Origin of the sequence: Prauserella endophytica (assembly GCF_005146945.1) — a bacterium.
GTDB classification, from domain to species: domain Bacteria; phylum Actinomycetota; class Actinomycetes; order Mycobacteriales; family Pseudonocardiaceae; genus Prauserella_A; species Prauserella_A endophytica.
In genome coordinates this window covers 273,140-291,397 of sequence record NZ_SWMS01000003.1, presented here as the reverse complement: position 1 = coordinate 291,397, position 18,258 = coordinate 273,140, and the positions used below count along the sequence as shown (strand labels likewise).

The 18,258-nt window shown below is 70.2% G+C and carries 20 protein-coding genes; 12 read left to right on the top strand and 8 right to left on the bottom strand.

Annotated elements, in window-relative coordinates; translation table 11 throughout:
- Window position 1 precedes the first annotated feature (1 nt).
- The 6 genes from FCN18_RS08495 to FCN18_RS08470 are packed head-to-tail and all read right to left on the bottom strand — an operon-like array spanning window position 2 to window position 6,718.
- Window positions 2-898: an HpcH/HpaI aldolase/citrate lyase family protein gene (locus FCN18_RS08495; protein ID WP_112270550.1), complete on the bottom strand. Its 897-nt coding sequence runs from the start codon at window positions 896-898 to the stop codon at window positions 2-4.
- On the bottom strand, window positions 898-2,064 hold the full coding sequence (locus tag FCN18_RS08490; protein ID WP_137094270.1) for an acyl-CoA dehydrogenase family protein: 1,167 nt from the start codon (window positions 2,062-2,064) through the stop codon (window positions 898-900). The genes FCN18_RS08495 and FCN18_RS08490 overlap by 1 nt, the downstream gene beginning before the upstream one ends.
- On the bottom strand, window positions 2,048-3,700 hold the full coding sequence (locus tag FCN18_RS08485) for an AMP-binding protein (RefSeq protein ID WP_137094267.1): 1,653 nt from the start codon (window positions 3,698-3,700) through the stop codon (window positions 2,048-2,050). Before FCN18_RS08485 ends, FCN18_RS08490 begins: the two co-directional genes overlap by 17 nt.
- Complete coding sequence (locus tag FCN18_RS08480) at window positions 3,697-4,746, bottom strand: LLM class flavin-dependent oxidoreductase (protein WP_112270554.1); 1,050 nt, start codon at window positions 4,744-4,746, stop codon at window positions 3,697-3,699. Before FCN18_RS08480 ends, FCN18_RS08485 begins: the two co-directional genes overlap by 4 nt.
- Window positions 4,747-4,756: 10 nt before the next feature.
- Window positions 4,757-5,530, bottom strand: a complete 774-nt coding sequence (locus tag FCN18_RS08475) for an SDR family NAD(P)-dependent oxidoreductase (protein ID WP_112270556.1) — start codon at window positions 5,528-5,530, stop codon at window positions 4,757-4,759.
- A gap of 24 nt (window positions 5,531-5,554) precedes the next feature.
- Window positions 5,555-6,718: an acyl-CoA dehydrogenase family protein gene (locus tag FCN18_RS08470; RefSeq protein ID WP_228713772.1), complete on the bottom strand. Its 1,164-nt coding sequence runs from the start codon at window positions 6,716-6,718 to the stop codon at window positions 5,555-5,557.
- A 138-nt stretch (window positions 6,719-6,856) separates the two neighbouring features.
- Between FCN18_RS08470 and FCN18_RS08465 the strand changes: the two genes are divergently transcribed.
- From FCN18_RS08465 to FCN18_RS08450, 4 genes are all read left to right on the top strand, one after another.
- Complete coding sequence (locus FCN18_RS08465; RefSeq protein ID WP_137094265.1) at window positions 6,857-8,041, top strand: thiolase family protein; 1,185 nt, start codon at window positions 6,857-6,859, stop codon at window positions 8,039-8,041.
- Between the two features lie 9 nt (window positions 8,042-8,050).
- On the top strand, window positions 8,051-8,809 hold the full coding sequence (locus tag FCN18_RS08460; RefSeq protein ID WP_137094263.1) for an SDR family NAD(P)-dependent oxidoreductase: 759 nt from the start codon (window positions 8,051-8,053) through the stop codon (window positions 8,807-8,809).
- Between the two features lie 75 nt (window positions 8,810-8,884).
- Window positions 8,885-9,652 carry a crotonase/enoyl-CoA hydratase family protein gene (locus FCN18_RS08455; RefSeq protein ID WP_137094261.1) on the top strand — a complete coding sequence of 256 codons (768 nt, stop codon included), beginning with the start codon at window positions 8,885-8,887 and terminating at the stop codon, window positions 9,650-9,652.
- 113 nt (window positions 9,653-9,765) lie between these two features.
- Window positions 9,766-10,947 carry an aminotransferase-like domain-containing protein gene (locus tag FCN18_RS08450; RefSeq protein WP_228713770.1) on the top strand — a complete coding sequence of 394 codons (1,182 nt, stop codon included), beginning with the start codon at window positions 9,766-9,768 and terminating at the stop codon, window positions 10,945-10,947.
- Between the two features lie 4 nt (window positions 10,948-10,951).
- On the opposite strand, the gene FCN18_RS08445 is transcribed toward FCN18_RS08450, so the two are convergent.
- Complete coding sequence (locus tag FCN18_RS08445; protein ID WP_137094258.1) at window positions 10,952-11,716, bottom strand: enoyl-CoA hydratase/isomerase family protein; 765 nt, start codon at window positions 11,714-11,716, stop codon at window positions 10,952-10,954.
- Window positions 11,717-11,786: 70 nt separating this feature from the next.
- Between FCN18_RS08445 and FCN18_RS08440 the strand changes: the two genes are divergently transcribed.
- On the top strand, window positions 11,787-12,527 hold the full coding sequence (locus FCN18_RS08440) for a FadR/GntR family transcriptional regulator (RefSeq protein ID WP_112270567.1): 741 nt from the start codon (window positions 11,787-11,789) through the stop codon (window positions 12,525-12,527).
- Between the two features lie 3 nt (window positions 12,528-12,530).
- Here FCN18_RS08440 and FCN18_RS08435 read toward each other — a convergent pair whose 3' ends face one another.
- On the bottom strand, window positions 12,531-12,722 hold the full coding sequence (locus FCN18_RS08435) for a ferredoxin (RefSeq protein ID WP_112270569.1): 192 nt from the start codon (window positions 12,720-12,722) through the stop codon (window positions 12,531-12,533).
- A 110-nt stretch (window positions 12,723-12,832) separates the two neighbouring features.
- On the opposite strand from FCN18_RS08435, the gene FCN18_RS08430 reads away from it, so the two are divergent.
- The 7 genes from FCN18_RS08430 to FCN18_RS08400 are packed head-to-tail and all read left to right on the top strand — an operon-like array spanning window position 12,833 to window position 18,204.
- Window positions 12,833-14,077, top strand: a complete 1,245-nt coding sequence (locus FCN18_RS08430) for a cytochrome P450 (RefSeq protein WP_137094256.1) — start codon at window positions 12,833-12,835, stop codon at window positions 14,075-14,077.
- A 13-nt stretch (window positions 14,078-14,090) separates the two neighbouring features.
- Window positions 14,091-14,930 carry a mycofactocin-coupled SDR family oxidoreductase gene (locus FCN18_RS08425; RefSeq protein WP_137094254.1) on the top strand — a complete coding sequence of 280 codons (840 nt, stop codon included), beginning with the start codon at window positions 14,091-14,093 and terminating at the stop codon, window positions 14,928-14,930.
- Window positions 14,931-14,949: 19 nt separating this feature from the next.
- A complete protein-coding gene (locus tag FCN18_RS08420; protein ID WP_112270574.1) occupies window positions 14,950-15,363 on the top strand; it encodes a nuclear transport factor 2 family protein in 414 nt (137 codons plus the stop codon).
- A 10-nt stretch (window positions 15,364-15,373) separates the two neighbouring features.
- Window positions 15,374-16,933, top strand: a complete 1,560-nt coding sequence (locus FCN18_RS08415) for an AMP-binding protein (protein ID WP_113642093.1) — start codon at window positions 15,374-15,376, stop codon at window positions 16,931-16,933.
- Entirely contained in the window at window positions 16,930-17,376 is a 447-nt protein-coding gene (locus tag FCN18_RS08410) for a hypothetical protein (protein ID WP_137094251.1), read from the top strand. Before FCN18_RS08415 ends, FCN18_RS08410 begins: the two co-directional genes overlap by 4 nt.
- Window positions 17,373-17,780 (top strand): MaoC family dehydratase, encoded by a 408-nt coding sequence (locus FCN18_RS08405; protein ID WP_228713768.1) that lies wholly within the window; start codon window positions 17,373-17,375, stop codon window positions 17,778-17,780. Before FCN18_RS08410 ends, FCN18_RS08405 begins: the two co-directional genes overlap by 4 nt.
- A 7-nt stretch (window positions 17,781-17,787) precedes the next feature.
- The gene (locus FCN18_RS08400; RefSeq protein WP_199542739.1) at window positions 17,788-18,204 is read left to right on the top strand and encodes an acyl-CoA thioesterase; all 417 of its coding nucleotides are present in this window, start codon (window positions 17,788-17,790) and stop codon (window positions 18,202-18,204) included.
- The last annotated feature ends 54 nt before the right edge of the window (window positions 18,205-18,258 follow it).

Sequence of the window (18,258 nt, the reverse complement as noted above, 5' to 3'; positions counted from 1 at the left end):
GTCAGTCACCGCTCTTCTCGTTCGAGGCGATGGCCTCCGCGCGTGCCAGCCAGTCCACCGCCTTGTCGTAGTGGGCCCTGTCGATGTGCACGCCGCGGTAGCGCAGCGCGCCCGTGCCCTCGGCGGCGGCCTTCTCGTAGGCCTCGACGAGTCCTGAGTAGAACTCGACGTCGGCCGCCGACGGAGAGAACACGTCGTTGATCACGGGCACGTGGCTCGGGTGGATCGCGATCATGCCGCGGAAGCCGAGCTGCCTGCCCCCGCGGGCGAACTCGCGCAGCCCGTCGAGATCGGCCAGGTCCTCCCACAGCCCCGTCAGCGCGTGGATGCCCGCCTCGCGGCAGGCGAGCAGGATGCGGCTGCGGTGGTAGAGGGTCTCGGTGCCCTCCGGGGTCCACTCGTAACCCACCGCGCGCGCGATGTCGGCGTGCTCGGCGGTGGGGCCGATCATCGCGCCGACCCTCGCCGAGGCCGTTGCGACCTCGCGGCAGTTGTGGATGGCGCCGACCGTCTCCACCGGCACGATGTACTCCAGCCCGGAAACCCCGTTGCGGGTCTCGAAGTGGTCGAGCAGCGCGTCGTACCGCAGCACGTCGGTGGCCCGCTCGATCTTGGGCGCGAAGACGCCCGTGAGGCCGGGTACGACCACGGCTTCGAGGTCGCCGCCGGTGAGCTTCGTGTCGAGCGGGTTGACGCGCACGAACACGCCCACGTCCGCGTGTGTCTCGCGGATGCGCCCGATCGACTCCGCGACCGTGGCCCTCGCGGCCTCCTTCTCCCCCGCGGGCACCGAGTCCTCGAGGTCGAGCACCAGCGCGTCCGCGCCTGCCGCGAGCGCCTTGCCCACCCACGACGGGCGGTGGCCTGGGAGGAACAGCACGGAACGGTAGGGCCGCATCAGTAGCTCCTCGGCAGGCCGAGCACGTGCTCGGCCACGTAGTTCAGCACCATCTCCTGGCTGATCGGCGCGATGCGCATCAGCCGCGCCTCCCGGAAGTAGCGCTCGATGTGGTACTCCTTCGAGTACCCGTACCCGCCGTGCGCACTCAGCGCCGCGTCGGCGGCGAAGAACCCGGCCTCGGCGGCGAGGAACTTCGCCTCGTTGGACTCCTTGCCCGCCGAGTGACCGTGGTCGAGCAGCCACGCCGCCTGCTTGCACATGAGGTCAGCGGCGTCGAGCTGCACGAGCGCCCTCGCCAAGGGGTGTGAGATGGCCTGGTTCTGCCCGATGGGCCTGCCGAACACGGTGCGCTCGGACGCGTAGGCCGTGGCCCTGCGCAACGCCGCCCTGCCGATACCGATCGCCGCGTTGGCCGAGATCACGCGCTCGGCGTTGAGCCCGGCGAGGATCGCCTTGAACCCGCCGCCGACCTCGCCGACGACGTCCGAGGCGGGCACGAACAGCTCGTCGATGAACAGCTCGTTGGTGTCGATGGCGTTGCGCCCCATCTTCGGGATCTTGCGCACGGTCACGCGATCGCGGTCCAGCGGCGCGAAGAACAGCGTCATCCCCGCGGTGCGCTTGGGACTGGCCGAGCGCGGCGCCGTGCGGCACAGGATGAGCATGCGCTCGGCCTCCTGTGCCTTGGTGATCCACACCTTCTTGCCGGAGATCGACCAGCCGCCGTCCACCTTCCTGGCGAACGTGGAGATGTTGGTGGTGTCGGTGCCCGCGTCGGGCTCGGTCACCGCGAACGACGTGTGCAGGTCGCCCTCGACGAGCCTTGGCAGGAACCGCCGCTTCAGCTCCTCGCTGCCGTGCCGGATGATCGGCTCGAATCCGAAGATCCCGATGTGGACGGCGCTGCAGCCGTTCATGCCCGCGCCCGACGCGGCGATCTCCTGTTCGACGATCGCGGCCTCGGTGACGCCCAGCCCGCCGCCGCCGTACTCGGCGGGCACGGTGAGCCCGAGCCAGCCGCCCTTCACCACGGCGTTGTAGAAGTCCCACGGGAACTCCTGGGTCTGGTCGTGCTCTGCCCAGTAGTCGTCGGGGAAGTCGGAGCACAGCGCGCGCACGGTGGCGCGGATGTCGTCGTGGGTGGTGTCAGCGCTGAAGTCCATGCACCTTCTCCTGCCGGTCGAACGTGTCGGCGGTGATGCCCGACTCGCGCAGCGCGGCCTTGCGTACCTTCTCCGACGGAGTCTTGGGGAGCGCGTCGACGAACCGCACGAACCTGGGGATGGCGAACTCGGGGATGCGGCCCCGGCACCACTCCAGGATCTCGGCCGGGTCGCACGGCTGCGAGGTGACGACCACGGCGAGCACCTCGTCCTCACCCGCGTCCACCCCGGCCGGAACACCGATCACGGCGCACTCGGTGACCGCCGGGTGCCCGAGCACCGCCTGCTCCACCTCGTAGGAGCTGATGTTCTCGCCGCGACGGCGCAGCGCGTCCTTGTAGCGGTCGACGAAGTAGAACCAGCCGTCGGCGTCCTTGCGCAGTGCGTCACCGGTGTGGAACCACAGGTTGCGCCACGCCTCGACGGTCTTCTCCGGCATCCCGTAGTAGCCCATGCTGCACGTCCATGGCTGTTTGGGCCGCACCACCAGCTCGCCGATCTCGCCGACCGGCACCTCGCGATCGGTCTCCGGGTCGACGAGCCGGATGTCGAACCAGTCCGCGGCCTGGAGTCCCGCCGCGCCCGCGGGCCGGTCGACGCCGTAGGGCGACATGATCGGCGCGCACGTCTCGGTGAGCCCGAAGGCGTCGACGAAAGCCTCGATGCCGTAGCGCTTCTTGAACTGCTCGACGATCGAGCTGGCCGTGGGCGCCGCGTAGACGCAGCGCAGCCGGTTGTCGAGGTCGTTGTCGCGTGGTGGCTGTTTCCACGCGAAGTCCATCATCACGCCGACGAAGTTGGTCACCGTCACGCCGGAGTCGCGGACGTGGTCGATCCACCGGCTCGCGCTGAACTTGGGCCGCACCACCGCCCTCGCGCCGGCCACCAGCGCCGGGTAGACCGCCATGAACTGGGCGTTGCCGTGGAACAGCGGCGTGGTGGTGAGGTAGGTGTCCTCGTGGGTCAGCCGCGTCAGTGACACCACGATCTGGGCGAAGAAGTACAGCTGCGAGTGGGGCATGGCCACGCCCTTGGACGGGCCCGTGGTGCCGGAGGTGAAGAAGATCGCGCCCAGCTCCTCGGGCCTCGGCGCGGACCGCTGGAGCACGGGCCCCTCTTCGAGCGCGTCCCACGGCTCGGCGCTCCAGCCGTTGCGCCGCAACAGCTCGACGGCCTCGGCCCCGTGGCCGGTGTCGATCACCCAGAACTTCTCGATGCCGCGGGCGTGCTCGGCGATCGCGACGAACCGCTCGGCGAAGGTGTCGTCGATGACGGCCCACCTCGCGCCGACGGTCACCACCTGGTGGCGCAGGAACTCGCCCTCGTAGTTGGTGTTGATGGGCACCTCGACCTGCCCGCCGACGGCGGTGCCGAACCAGCTGCGCACCAGGCGCGACGAGTTGAGCGCCATGATGATCACCCGGTCGCCCTGCTCGGCTCCGGCCTTGCCCAGCGCGCCCGCGATCCGCTCGGCCGAGCCGAGGATCTCCGCGTACGTCCACTCCAGACCCTCCTCGGGGGTCATGAGGAACGTGGAGTCCCCGCGGACGGACGCATGGTGGCGCAGCACGGTGTTCAGCGTCCAGTCGTGCGGGTCGCTGAACGTGGGCACGAGATCGCGGTACACCTGGGTCATGACGCCCGCTCCCCGGCGAGTGCGGGGATGTCGCTGCGCGGCGTGATCGCCGTGATGGCGGGCACCACGTCGCGGCCGAGGCGCTCGATGGTCGCCACGGTCTCGGCGCCGTCCATGCTGGGCCACTGTGGACGGACGAGCAACGGGTCGACGGGCAGCGTGGTGACCAGCTCGGTCAGCTGCTTCACCACCTCCTCCGGTGAGCCGAGCACGGCGTGCCCGGCGACGGTCTCGGCGAACGAGTCCTCCAGCTCCTGCTTGCCCATCAGGTCGAAGCCCTTGCTGGCATAGCTGAGGTACTTGCCCTTGGCGACGCGGGCGTACTCGGCGATGGCCTGCTCGCGGCTGTCGGCCACGAGCACGTTGCGGCGCAGCGGCTGCGGGCCGAACTCCTTGCCGCGGGCGGCGAAGCGGTCGCGGACGATGCGGTAGCGCTCCGCGGCCTCGTCGCGGGATGCCTCCGGCGGGCATGCGTAGGCGTCACCGAGCCGCCCCGCGCGCTCGACGCCGGGCTTCTTCTGGGCGCCGATCCAGATCGGCGGGTGCGGCCGCTGCACGGGGCGGATGTGCGGGGCGACGCCGTCGAGCCGCCAGTGCCTGCCGCGGTGCGTCACCTCGTCCTCGGTCCACAGGCGCGTGATCACCTCCAGCGCCTCGTCCATCCGGGACGCCCGCTCCTTGAACGGGATGCCGAGGTAGCCGAACTCCTCGGGCCGGTATCCGATCCCGGCGCCGAAGACGAGCCTTCCCTCGGTGACCACGTCGAGGGTGGCGAGCTCCTCGGCCAGGATCACCGGGTGGTAGAGCGGGGCGATCATGATCTGGGTGACGAGCTTGACGTGCGGGTCGACCTCGGCGGCCAGGCGCGCGAGCAGCGGCACGGGCTGCAGCCAGCGCAGCTCTCCGTAGAGGAAGTGCTGCCCGATGGCGATGTAGGTGAAGCCGTTGCGCTGCGCCGTTTCCACGATCCGCAGCACGTCGTCGAACTGCTGTGCCGGTGGTACGTCCTTCGGCACGTCGCTGAGCAGGAGACCGACCTGGACCATGGGGACCTACCTACTTCGCGGTCAGGCCGCCGTCGACCGGGATGGTGACCCCGGTGACGTAGCTGGCGTCGTCGCTGGCGAGGAACGCGATGACCGAGGCGATCTCCTCGGGCTGGGCGCCGCGGCCCAGCGGGATCCCGGAGACGAAGTTCTTGGTCAGCTCCGAGACGTCCGCACCTGGCTCGCGGCCGAAGAACTGCGCGAGCATGGGGGTGTGCACCGTGCCGGGACACACGACGTTCACCCGCACGCCGTCGGGCGCGCCGACCAGCGCGAGCGAGCGGGTGAACGGAACGAGCGAGCCCTTGGTGAGCGAGTAGATGGGGCTGAAGGGCGAGCCGACCAGCGCCGACGTCGAGGAGGTCAGCGTGATGGAGCCCTTGCCGCCCGCTGCCTTGAGCAGGTCGAAGCCGAGCGTGCAGGTGTAGTAGGCGCTCTTGACGTTGACGTCGATGTTCTTGGCCCACTCCTCGTCGCTGACCTCGAGGCCGGCCGGGCCGGGCATGCCGACCTGGGCGTGCAGGGCGTGCAGTACCCCGTGCTCGGTGCGGATGCGGTCGAACAGGGCGGTGAGGCTGGTGTTGTCGGTGGCGTCGACCTGCTGCGGGGTGGCGCTGCCACCGGCGGCCACGATCTCCTTCGCCACGCCTTCGGCGGCGTCGGCGGCCAGGTCGGCCACGTAGACGTGGGCTCCCTCCGACGCCAGGCGCAGGGAGATGGACCGGCCCATGCCCGATCCACCGCCGACGACAGCGACGATGCGGTCTTCGAAGCGGCGTGTCATGTGTTTCCCTTCCAGGTGAGCCGGTCAGCGGCGTTGGTCGAACGAGCGGCCGAGCAGTTCGGAGACGATGCGGATGCGCTGCATCGCCGGGGTACCCCCGGCGAGGGCCCACCCGTGCGAGTCGCGGTGCAGGCGTTCGAGCCCGAACTCCTCGGTGTAGCCGTTGCCGCCGTGCAGCTGCATCGCCAGGTCGGTGACCTTCTTGGCCATCTCGTTGGCGGTGCACTTGGCGAGCGAGACCTCAAGGGAGTTCGGCAGGCCGTCGCCGAAGTCGGCCGCGGCGCGCCGGATCAGCAGCCGCGCGGCATCCACCTGCAGCACCATGTCGGCGAGGCTCATCTGCACGCTCTGGAACTCCACCAGCGGCTTGCCGAACTGGGTGCGTTCCTGCACGTAGCGCACCGTGCGGTCGAGCGCGGCCTGACCGATCGCGAGGCTCATGGTGGCGTTGCCGAGTCGCTCGATGGAGAACGCGCCGAAGAGCTCGCGGAACCGGCCGGGGCCGAGCACGACGTTCCCGGCGGGGACCACGACGTCGTCGAAGAGCACGTCGGCCGAGGGGATGCCCCGGAAGCCCATCAGCTTCTCGCGCTGACCGAAGCTCACGCCGGGCCGGTCGGCCTCGACGAGCACCGCGCCGATCCCCTTCGAGCCGGGCTCGTCGTTCATCCGCGCGTAGACGAGGTAGTGGTCGGCCTCGCTGCCGTTGGAGATCCAGCGCTTGCCGCCGGTGATCCTGACCTTGTCGCCCTCGGGCACCGCCTTGGTCTTCAGGTCGGTCGCGGCCGAGCCCGCGTCGGGCTCCGAGATCGCGACGGCCAGCGTGGCGTCTCCCCGGATGATCGGCGGCAGGAAGCGCTCGCGCTGCTCCTCGGTGCCGAGCCGGGCCACCACCTGCGCGGGGCCGGTGTTGGACTCGAACACCTGGAACGCGGCGGGGCGGCACTCCTTCGCCAGCTCCTCGATCACGGTCAGCGCGTGCTGCAGCGGCGCCCCGCCCCCTCCGTAGCGCTCCGGCAGCGCGATGCCGAGGAAGCCGAGTTCACCCAGATAGCGGCGTTCGTCGTGGGGGAAAGCCGTGCGCGAACGGTCCCATTCCTCCGCGTGCGGCGCGTACCGTTCCAGGGCGACCTTGGCGGCGACCTCCTTGAGTGCGCGCTGTTCGTCAGCGTCGATCACCTGTGTCACGAGGACTCCGTTCCTGCCTACGTTTTCGTAGTAATCATCATCATAGTCTTGCCGCGAATGGGGTCAAGCTTGCTTCATCCTTGCCATCCTGGGCAAGATGGATTCTGGTTATCATCATCATAGATTTGAGGAGGCGCAATGGGCCGGGCCGTCATCGTGGACGCCGTCCGCTCCCCCATGGGACGCGGCAAGAAGTCAGGTGCGCTCGCCGGCGTCCACCCGGTCGACCTCCTGGCTCAGGTGCTGACGGCACTCGTGGCCCGCAACGACCTCGACCCGGCCACCATCGACGACGTGCTCGTCGGCTGCGTCGGCCAGGCCGGTGAGCAGTCGGCGACGCCCGGTCGCCAGGCCGTGCTCGCCGCCGGGTTCCCCACCCACGTCCCGTCCACCACCATCGAGCGCAAATGCGGCTCCGGCCAGCAGGCCGTGGACTTCGCCGTGCAGGGCGTGGTGGCCGGGGCCTACGACATCGCGATCGCCGCGGGCGTCGAGTCGATGAGCCGCGTCCCGATGGGCTCTGCCCGCATGGACGCCGACCCGTTCGGCCCCTCGGTGCGCGCCCGATTCCCAGACCTGGTGCCGCAGGGCGTCTCGGCCGAGCTGGTCGCCAGGAAATGGAAGCTGACCCGCGCCGAGCTGGACGAGTACTCCGCCCGCTCGCACGCGCGCGCCGCGGCCGTGCGGGCGAACGGCGGTTTCGACGGTGAGATCGTGCCGATCACCACTCCGGACGGCACCACGGTGACCAGCGACGAGAGCATCCGGGAGGGCACCACGCCCGAGCGGCTCGCCGAGCTGGCGCCCGCATTCGCCCGCGAGCCGTACCTGAGCCGGTTCCCCGAGCTGGAGTGGCTGATCACGGCGGGCAACTCCTCGCAGATCACCGACGGCGCGAGCGCGCTGCTCGTCATGTCGGAGGAGCAGGCGAAGGCACTGGGCCTGCGCCCCAGGGCCGCGATCGTCGCGAGCGCCGTGGTCGGCGACGACCCGACGCTGATGCTCACCGGGCCGATCCCGGCCACGCACAAGGTGCTCGCCAGATCGGGCATCGGACTCGACCGGATCGACGCCGTCGAGGTGAACGAGGCGTTCGCGCCGGTGCCGCTCGCCTGGCAGCGGGAGTTCGGCGTGCCCGACGACCGGCTCAACCCGGCAGGCGGCGCGATCGCGCTCGGGCACCCGCTCGGCGCGTCCGGCTGCCGGCTGATGACCACGATGATCAACCACCTGGAACGCGCCGGCGGGCGCTACGGCCTGCAGACCATGTGCGAGGCGGGCGGCATGGCCAACGCCGCGATCGTCGAGAACCTGAGCGCGTAGAGGAGAGAGATGAAGCTGGACAACTCCGCCGCCGTCGTCACCGGTGGGGCCTCGGGGCTGGGCCTCGCGACCGTGCGCCGCTTCGTGGAGCGCGGCGTGCCCACCGTGATCGTCGACCTGCCCACGTCCGACGGCGAGCGGATCGCCAAGGAGCTGGGCGAGCTGGTGCGCTTCGGCGCCGCCGACGTCGCCGACGCCGGCGCCGTGTCGGAGGCGCTCGACCTCGCGCGGGGCCCGATCCGTGCCCTCGTGCACTGCGCGGGCCGCGGCGGCACCGTTCGCGTCGTGGAGCGCGACGGCTCCCCCGGCTCGCTGGAGACCTACGAGTCGATCGTGCGGACCAACCTGATCGGCACCTTCAACGTGCTGCGGCTGACCGCGGCGCGGATGGTGACCAACGAGCCCGTCGACGGCGAGCGCGGCGTGTGCGTGCTGACCGCGTCGGTGGCCGCGTGGGAAGGACAGATCGGACAGATACCCTACGCGTCGGCCAAATCCGGCGTGGTCGGCATGACGCTGGTCGCCGCCCGGGACCTGGCCCGCAAGCTCGTGCGCGTGTGCTCCATCGCGCCCGGTACGTTCGACACCCCGATCCTGTCCCGGTTCTCCGACGAGATCCGCGACGGCCTCGCCAAGCAGACCCCGCACCCCCAGCGGCTCGGCGACCCGGACGAGTTCGCCGCGCTGGCCCACCACATCGTCGACAACCCGATGCTCAACGGCGAGACGATCCGCCTCGACGGCGCGATCCGCATGCCCCCGAAGTAGCCGCGAGTCCCCCGCTCAGAACCACGAGTTCTGCGTTCCCGACCACGAGTTCTGCGTTCCCGTAAGGAGAGCACCGTGTCCGACCCCGTTGTCCTGACCGAGCAGATCGACGGCGTGCAGGTCGTCACCCTCAACCGGCCTGCCGCCCGCAACGCGATCAACACCGCCGCCGCCGAGGCGATCGCCGCCGCGATGGACGAGCTGGACGAGCGTGACGACCTGGTCGCGGGCGTGATCACGGGCGCGGGGTCGACGTTCTGCGCCGGGATGGACCTCAAGGCGTTCCTCGCCGGAGAGCGGCCGTCCGTGCCCGGCCGGGGCTTCGCGGGCATCGTCGAGCAGCCGCCGGCGAAGCCGGTGATCGCGGCCGTGGAGGGACACGCGATCGCGGGCGGGTTCGAGATCGTGCTCGCGTGCGACCTGATCGTCGCCGCGGACAACGCCGTGTTCGGCCTGCCCGAGGTCAAGCGCGGGCTCGTCGCCGCGGGCGGCGGGCTGCTGCGGCTGCCCGAGCGCGTGCCGTACCACCTCGCCGTCGAGTGGGCGCTGACCGGCGAGTTCGTGCCCGCGAAGCTCGCCCACGAGGTGCACCTGGTCAGCAGGCTGACCGAGCCGGGCTCCGCCCGCGACTCCGCGCTCGACCTGGCACGGGCGATCGCCCGCAACGGTCCACTGGCTGTGCGGGCCACCAAGGAGATCATCAAGGCCGCCCGAGACTGGCCGTCGGGCGAGGCGTTCGCCCTGCAGCAGGAACTCGTCGAGCCGGTGCGCTCGTCGGCCGACGCCAAGGAGGGCGCGCTGGCCTTCAAGGAGAAGCGGGCTCCGGTCTGGCAGGGCCGCTGACGCGATAGTCTGATCACGGCTCCTCGACCAGTGCAGCCTGCTGCGCGCCGGGGCGGCGGCAAGAGCGTACGCCCCGACGCGGTTTCGTCAGAACCGATCCGAGGAGTCTTCGCGTGTCAGCCCCTTCTCTCGTCATGTCCCGGCGCTCCCGTGGCGTCACCCGCTCGCCCGTTCGCGACCTGCTCTCGCTGACCCAGCGGCCAGAGGTGATCTCCTTCGCCGGTGGCCTGCCCGCGCCCGAGCTGTTCGATCTCGACGGCTGGCGGACGGCGTTCGACAGCGCCCTCTCCAAGGACACGGACGGGCGCAGCCTCCAGTACGCGCCCACCGAGGGCAACGCCGCGCTACGGGCCGCCGTCGCCGAGCGGATGACCCGGCGAGGACTGCCCACCGGCGAGGCCGACCTGCTGATCACCACCGGCTCCCAGCAGGCGCTCAGCCTCGTGGCCGGAGTCTTGCTCGACCCCGGCGCCGTCGTCGCCGTCGAGGAGCCCACCTACCTCGCCGCGCTGCAGGCGTTCCAGTCGGCGGGCGCACGGGTGGTCGCCGTGCCGGGCGACGCCGAGGGCATCGACCCCACCGCACTGGCCGACCTGCTCGAACGCGAGCGGCCCGCCCTGCTGTACCTGGTGCCGACCTTCGCCAACCCCACGGGCCGCACCCTCGGCGCCGACCGCAGGCAGGCCATCGCCGAGCTCACGGCCGCGCACGGGGTGTGGGTGGTGGAGGACGACCCGTACGGCGAGCTGCGCTACCGGGGCGAGGCCGTCCCACCGCTGGCGGCCTCGGCCGGGGACCACGTGCTCTACCTCGGCAGCTTCTCGAAGATCGGCGCACCCGGGCTGCGGCTCGGCTGGCTGCGGGCACCCGAGTCGATCCGCTCGACGCTGGTGGTGGCCAAGCAGGCCGCCGATCTGCACACCTCGACCATCGACCAGGCGGCGGCCGCGGCGTACCTCGCCACGGCCGATCTCGACGCGCACGTGCGGTACCTCTGCGCCGCCTACCGCACGCGGCGGGACGCGATGATCGAGGCGCTGGCCGAGGCCCTCCCCGCCGGCACGGAGGTCAGCGATCCCGACGGCGGCATGTTCGTGTGGTTGCGCCTGCCCGGCGACGTCGACACCGAGCGCCTGCTGCCCGCCGCCCTGGAGCGGGCCGTCGCGTTCGTGCCCGGAGCGCCGTTCCACGCCGGGCCGCCGGACCGGGCGACGATGCGCCTGTCGTTCACCACGCACACGGCGGACGAGATCGCCGAGGGCGTGCGCAGGCTGGCTCCCGTGTTGCGGAGCTGAGCAGTCACTCCGGGCCGGGGAAGCTCGGCTTGCGCTTCTCCAGGAACGCGGTGGCGCCCTCCACCATGTCGGCGCTGCCGACGGCCTGGACCAGCATCCCGAGGCCGTTGGTGAAGGAGTCGCGCGCGGCGTTCCACCAGATGTTGGAGCTGATCTTGGTGATCTCGAGGTACCGGGGGCTCAGCCGCGCCAGCTCGTCGCACCACGCCGTGACGGTGTCCTCGAGCGCGTCGTCGTCCACGACCTCGTTGACCAGGCCGATTTCCCTGGCCTGTTCGGCGGTGTAGCGGCGGCAGAGCATCGCGAGCTCCTTGGCCCGTTTCTCGCCGATCTGCACGCCCATCACGTTGGTCGCCCCGGTGACGGGCGCGCTGCCCACGCGCGGTCCGGTCTGGCCGAAGGTGGCGGAGCGGGCCGCGACGGCGAGGTCGCACGCCACGACGAGCTCGTTGCCCCCGCCCGCGGCTGCGCCGTTGACGGCCGCGATCACGGGCCGGGGGCACGAGCGCACGGCGTCGAAGAGCCGCAGCGACGACTGGTACAGCCCGCGCATCTGGCCGGTCGTGGGGGTGCTCAGCTGCTGGAGCGACCCGCCCGCGCAGAAGCTGCCGCCCGAGCCGGTGAGCACCACGGCCCTGGCCGACGGGGCGTCCTCGAACGCCTCCACCACCGCTGCCGACATCGCGGGGTCGAAGGCGTTGCGGCGCTCAGGGCGGTTGAGCCGGATCCACAGCGCGTCCCCGATCCGGTCCACCACGACGTCGGGCATGTCCACTCCTCCAACATTGCTTATAATGATACGCCTTGTATAGCACCTCTCCCCGCGAGGAGTGAAGCCGATGACCGCGGACAGCCGCCGCCCGAAGGCCGCGATGCTCGTCGCTCAGCGCATCGTCCGCGACATCGGACGCGACACGCTGGCACCGGGTGACCTGCTGCCTCCCGAGCGCACGATGCTGGAGAAGTACAACGTGGGCAGGGGAACGCTGCGCGAGGCGCTGCGCCTGCTGGAGTTCCAGGGCGTGATCGCGCTCAAGCCCGGCCCACGCGGTGGCCCGGTGTTGCTGGACCCCGACGCGAGCCACCTCGCCAGCACCGTGGTGCTGCTCATGCAGCTGAAGAAGGCGCCGTTCCAGGCCATCGTCGAGGTGCGCAACGCGCTGGAGCCGATGATCAGCTGCCTCGCCGCGGAGCGGATCACCGACGACGCGCTCGGCGAGCTCGACGACACGATCGGCCAGATGCGCACCAACCTCGACGACCAGACGGTGTTCCTGGAGGCCAACAAGCGCTTCCACGACGTCATCGCGTGGTCGTCGGGCAACCCGCTGTTCGGCTATATCGTCGACTCGCTGCTCGGGATCATGGACGGCACCGTGATCGGCATCGACTACCCGGCACCCCGGAGGGCCGCGATCATCACCGCGCACGAGGAGATTCTCGCCGCGCTGAGCAAGCGCGACCCCGCGGAGTCCGAGCTGCGGATGCGTGAGCACATCGACGCCTACACGCGCTACGCGCGGCGCAAGTACCCCGACGTGCTCACGCAGGTCATCCCGTGGACCTCGCCGTACCAGTGACGCTCACTCGACGGTGATGGCCCGCTCGGGGCAGGAGTCAGCGCCGTCCCTGGCGGGCCCGGAGAGGTCAGCACCCACCTCGTCGGTCAGCACGTAGGCGTGACCGTCCTCCTCCCGCAGCGCGAACACCTGCGGCGCGGTCATCTGGCACAGGCCGTGGCCCTGACACTGCTCGGCATCGACCCGAACGCGCATCGCTTCCTCCTTGAAGCCTCGTTTGCCGTGCTTATTGACATCGACCAGATCTAGTATAACCATTATCAGGTCAACGGCGAAGTTGATGCGACGAAGGGGCACGGAGACGCATGTCCGACGAGAAACGCTGTCCGGTGATCCGGTTCGATCACAACTCTCCCGAGCACTCGGCGGATCCCGTCGGGGCGTACCGCGAACTCCGTAAGGGCGCGAAGCGTGGCTGGACCGAGGCCAGCGGCGGCTACTGGGTGCTCTCGGACTACGACAGCGTGTTCGAAGCGGCCCGCGACGACGAGATCTTCACCTCCAGGCGCACCGACTCCGGCGGGGAGGGACTCTCGGTGGTCATCCCCAAGACCCCGATGCACCTGCACATCCCGATCGAGCTCGACCCGCCCGACTTCCGCAAGTACCGCAAGATCGTCAACCGCATCACCGCGCCCGCGGCCGTCGAGAAGATGCGCGACATGGTCGAGCGGCACACCACCGAGTTCATCGACAGCGTCATCGAGCAGGGCGAATGCGACCTGACCTCGGTGATCGGCGTGCCCTCGATCGTCACCATCGACTGGCTGGGCCTGCCGATCGAGGAGTGGCAGCGCTACTCGCGGGCCCATCACGCCGTCCTCGCCGAACCACAGGGCAGCCCGGCCTTCGAGCAGGCTGCCAAGGTGGACCTGCCGTACCTGGCCGACCAGATGTGGGACGTCATCAGGCAGCGCCGCGCCGAGCCGAAGGACGACATCATCAGCTACCTGGTCAACCAGGAGGTCGACGACCGGCCGCTGACCGACGACGAGGTGTTCGGCATCATCGACCTGCTCGTGGCGGGCGGGGTCGGCACCACGGCGTCGCTGGTCAGCCAGGCGCTGGTGTGGCTCGCGGAGCACACCGACGTGCGGCAGCGGCTGATCGACGACCCGAGCCTGCTCGACCGCGCCGTGGAGGAGTTCCTGCGGTTCTTCTCCCCCACCCAGGCCCTCGCCCGCACGGTGACCTCGGACGTCGACTTCCACGGGTGCCCGATGAAGGCCGGCGACCGCGTCCTGCTGGCCTGGTCGTCGGCGAACCGGGACGAGTCGAAGTTCGAGAACCCGGACGAGATCGACATCGACCGGTGGCCCAACCGCCACACCGCGTTCGGCGTCGGCGTGCACCGCTGCGCGGGCTCGCATCTCGGCCGGCTGATGTCCAAGACGCTCATCTCCTCCGTCCTCGAGCGCATGCCCGACTACACCGTCGACTTCGACGCACTGAAGCGGTACCCGCGCCAGGGCGTCAACATGGGCTACGTCAGCATCCCCGCCCGGTTCACTCCAGGCAAGCGGCTGCTGCCCGTGACCGAGAAGGCTTGAAGGGAAGGCTGACATGACCGGACGAATGGCGGGCAAGGTCGCTTTCATCACCGGTGCCGCCCGAGGTCAGGGCCGCGCGCACGCCGTGCGGCTGGCCGAGGAGGGCGCGGACATCATCGCCGTCGACATCTGCGCCGACATCGACACGGTGACGCCGTTCTACTCGCTGGCCACGCCTGCGGATCTCGCGCGTACGGTGTCGGACGTCGAAAGGCTGGGCAGGCGCATCGTCGCTCACCAGGCCGACGTCCGCGACCTCGGCTCGCTGCAGAAGGCGTTCGACTCCGGCGTCGAGGAGCTGGGCCGGATCGACGCCGTGGTGGCCAACGCGGGTATTGCGACGTTCGGCAGATCGTGGGAGCTCTCGGCCGAGCAGTGGCGGGACATGATCGACGTGAACCTGACCGGCGTGTTCCACACGGCCAAGGTGGCGATCCCCGCGCTGATCGAGGGCGGGCACGGCGGGTCGATCGTCTTCACCAGCTCCATCGGCGGCCTCAAGGGCATCCAGCACGTCGGGCACTACGTGGCGGCCAAGCACGGCATCGTCGGCCTGATGCGCACCATGGCCAACGAGCTGGCGCCCCACCACATCAGGGTCAACACGGTGCATCCGACCAATGTGGACACAACGATGATCCAGAACCCGGGCACCTACGGCATGTTCGTGCCCGACGATCCGGAGCCGAACCAGGAGAAGGCGATTCCTGGCTTCATGTCGCTCAACGCGCTGCCGGTGCCCTGGGTCGACCCGCTCGACATCAGCAACGCGGTGCTCTTCCTCGCCAGCGACGAGGCCCGCTACATCACGGGGGCGACGTTGCCCGTCGACGCGGGCGCGAACATCAAATGATCCAGTGACTGGAGGGACAATGACGTCTTCCTCGGTACGCGACGACATCGAGAACACACTCCACCGCTACGCGGTCGGCTACGACGACGGAGACCTGCGCCTGGTGGAGGACAGCTTCACCCCCGACGCGGTGCTCACCCTCCGCATCGGCAACGGCGACCTCGTCGGCCCCTTCGAGGGCAGGGACGCGATCATGCGGCTCATGCGCGACTCCGCGCACTCGCAGGACGACCAGCGCCGCCACGTCACCACCAACGTCATCATCGAGGCCGACGGCGACACCGCGTCGTGCCTGTCGTACCTCACGATCTTCTCGGCGAAGGACGGTGTGCTGACGGCACTCTCGACCGGCAAGTACGACGACGAGCTGGTGCGCACCGAGGCGGGCTGGCGGCTGCGCAAGCGCCACATCGCACTGGACCTCCCCTACTGAGGCGGCCGCGATGACCATCAACCAGGGCCTCATCCCCGCGAAGTGGGCCGCGCTCACCCCCGACGCGCAGGCGCTCTACGACGTCCCGAACAACCGGCGCATGGCCTGGCGGGAGCTGGACGAGCGGGTCCGCAGGCTCGCCAACGGGCTGCGCTCCTTCGGGTTGGAGGTCGGCGACCGGGTGGCCGTGCTGACCCGCAACAGCGTCGAGTTCCAGGAGCTGTACTTCGCGGCCGGACGGGCGGGGCTGATCCTGCAGCCGCTGAACTGGCGGCTGGGCAGCACCGAGCTGGCCAGGCTCATCGGCGACGCGGCCCCGCGCGTGGTGATCACCTCGGTGGAGTGGCGCGACGTGGCGAAGGAGCTGCAGCGCGACTGCGACGTGCCGACGTGGCTCGAGTTCGGCGAGGGCGGCGACGGCAGCTACGAGGACCTGCTGGCGCGGTCGAGCACCGACGAGCCGGTGACGTCGGCGAAGGTCGGTGGCGACGACCCGTTCTTCATCCTGTACACCGGGGGCACCACGGGCCGGAGCAAGGGCGCGCTGCACACGCACCACAGCGCCGCGATGGGCGGGCTCAACCAGACGGTCGCCGAACGGATCGTGCCGTCCGACGTCTACATGCTGACCGGGCAGATGTACCACATCCCCGTGGTGCTCTCGATGAACTACCTGCGCCACGGCTGCCCGCTCGTGCTCGTCAACTTCGAGGCGGAGCAGGCGCTGCGGGTGATCGAGGCCGAACGCGTGTCGGCGTTCCTCGGGATCACCACGATGCTGAACTGGATGATGGCCGTGCCGGGCTTCGCCGGCTACGACCTGTCGAGCCTGCGCAACATCCAGTACGGCGGTGGCCCGATGCCGTCCTCGATCGTGCGCGCGGCGCTGGACTCGTTCCCCTGCACGCTCATCCAGGGCTACGGGCAGACCGAGGGGCCCGGCATGACGTTCCTGTCGCAGGAGGACCACACCGAGGCGGTCGCGGGCCGCCACGCGCACCGGCTGCGCTCGTGTGGCCGGGAGGGCTTCGTGGGGCGCCTGCGTGTGGTCGACGAGACCGGTGCCGACGTGCCGCGCGACGGCAGGACCGCGGGCGAGATCGTGGTCAAGTCCGAGGCCAACATGATCGGCTACTGGAACCAGCCCGACCTGACGGCGCGGACGATCCGCGACGGCTGGATGTGGACCGGTGACGTCGCGACCTGGGACGAGCACAGCTACGTCTACATCGTCGACCGCGCCAAGGACATGATCATCTCGGGCGGCGAGAACATCTACAGCGTGCAGGTGGAGGAGGCCATCGCGGTCCATCCCGCGGTGCTCGAATGCGCGGTGATCGGGGTACCGGACGACGAGTGGGGCGAGAGCGTGAAGGCGGTGGTGGTGCTCAAACCGGGCCAGTCGGCCACGGAGGCCGACATCATCGAGACGGCGAAGCAGAACCTCGCCTCGTACCAGAAGCCGAAATCGGTGGACTTCGTCGACAGCCTGCCCAAGGCGCCCACGGGCAAGATCATGAAGCGCGAGCTGCGGGCGCCGTACTGGGCGGACCGGGAGCGGTCGGTGTGACGGCGGTACCCACGGAGGAGGAGCTCGGGAAGCTCGTCGGCACGCCGTTTCCCGGCGGCACGTTCACGTTCGAGCCGTGGTGGGTGCGCCTGGTCAACGACTGCGCGCTCGCCCCGGCCTCGGACGGCGCGGCGAGCCCGGTGTTCGCGTTCCTCGCGGCGACGGCGGCGATGGGCTGGTCGTGGGAGGAGATGTGGGGCCTGTTCGGCGCGACCGAGGCCGACGGCCCGATGGCCGGGGAGACGGCGACGGAGATCCGCGAGCCGCTGCGTGTCGGCGCGACCTACGGGGTGAGCGGGCGGATCGTGTCGGCCGTGCGCAAACGGGGCGCACGCACAGGTGTGTTCGACCTCGTGTGCTACCGGCTGGACCTGCAGGACGAGCACGGCTCGCTCGCGGCGAGCTGCACGAACTCGATCATCTTCCCGAGGAGGTCGCTGTGACCGCGCCCGGCGACGAGCTGCCCGCCTACGAGGTCGAGCCGGTGAGCGCGGAGAAGATGAAGACGATGTCCGCGCTCATGCGCGACGCCAACCCGATCCACTTCGACCCGGCGGCCGTGCGCGCGCTCGGGCTCGGCGATCGCGTGGTGAACCAGGGCCCGCTCAACCAGGCCTACATCGTGTCGATGCTGGCGCGCTGGGCGGGCGGCGCGGCCCGGGTGCGGGCGTTGCGGCTGCGGTTCCTCGGCAACGTCTTCGCCGGCGACGGACTGGTGGCGGGCGGCACCGTGACCGCGGTGCGCCAGGACGGCGCCGGCCGGGTGGCGGACTGCGACGTGTGGCTTCGGGTGTCCGGCGGTGACCCGGTGCTGAGCGGCACGGCGACCGTCCTGATTGGAGAGTGAGGGGTCCGTGAGCGGCACCACGCAGAGTTTCCGGCTGTCCTACGGCGACTGCGACACGGTGGGTATCGCCTACTTCGCGATCTACTACCCGTGGATGGAGCGTACCTACAGCTCGTGGCTCTACGACAACGGGATCCGGGCGGGTCAGCTTTCCGACGAGCTCGGCGTGTACGTGGTGGGCGTGCACTCGGAGGCGGCATATCTGCGTCAGGTGACCGTTTTCGACGAGCTCACGTGCGAGGTGCGGCGCGAACGGGTCGGCAACTCCTCGTACACGCTCGGTTTCACCTTCCACCGCGGTGACGAGCTGGTGACTACCGGCACGATGACGTTCGCGTGCCGCGACCTCGAGCACCGCAAAATCCCGGTCCCCGAGCGCATCGCCAAGCTCCTGCACACGCTGGAGCCGATGCCCCAGCGGTAACCCTCGCGAGTCGTACGCTCACGCCCGCGAGTCGCCCGCTCCAGACGCCGAGTT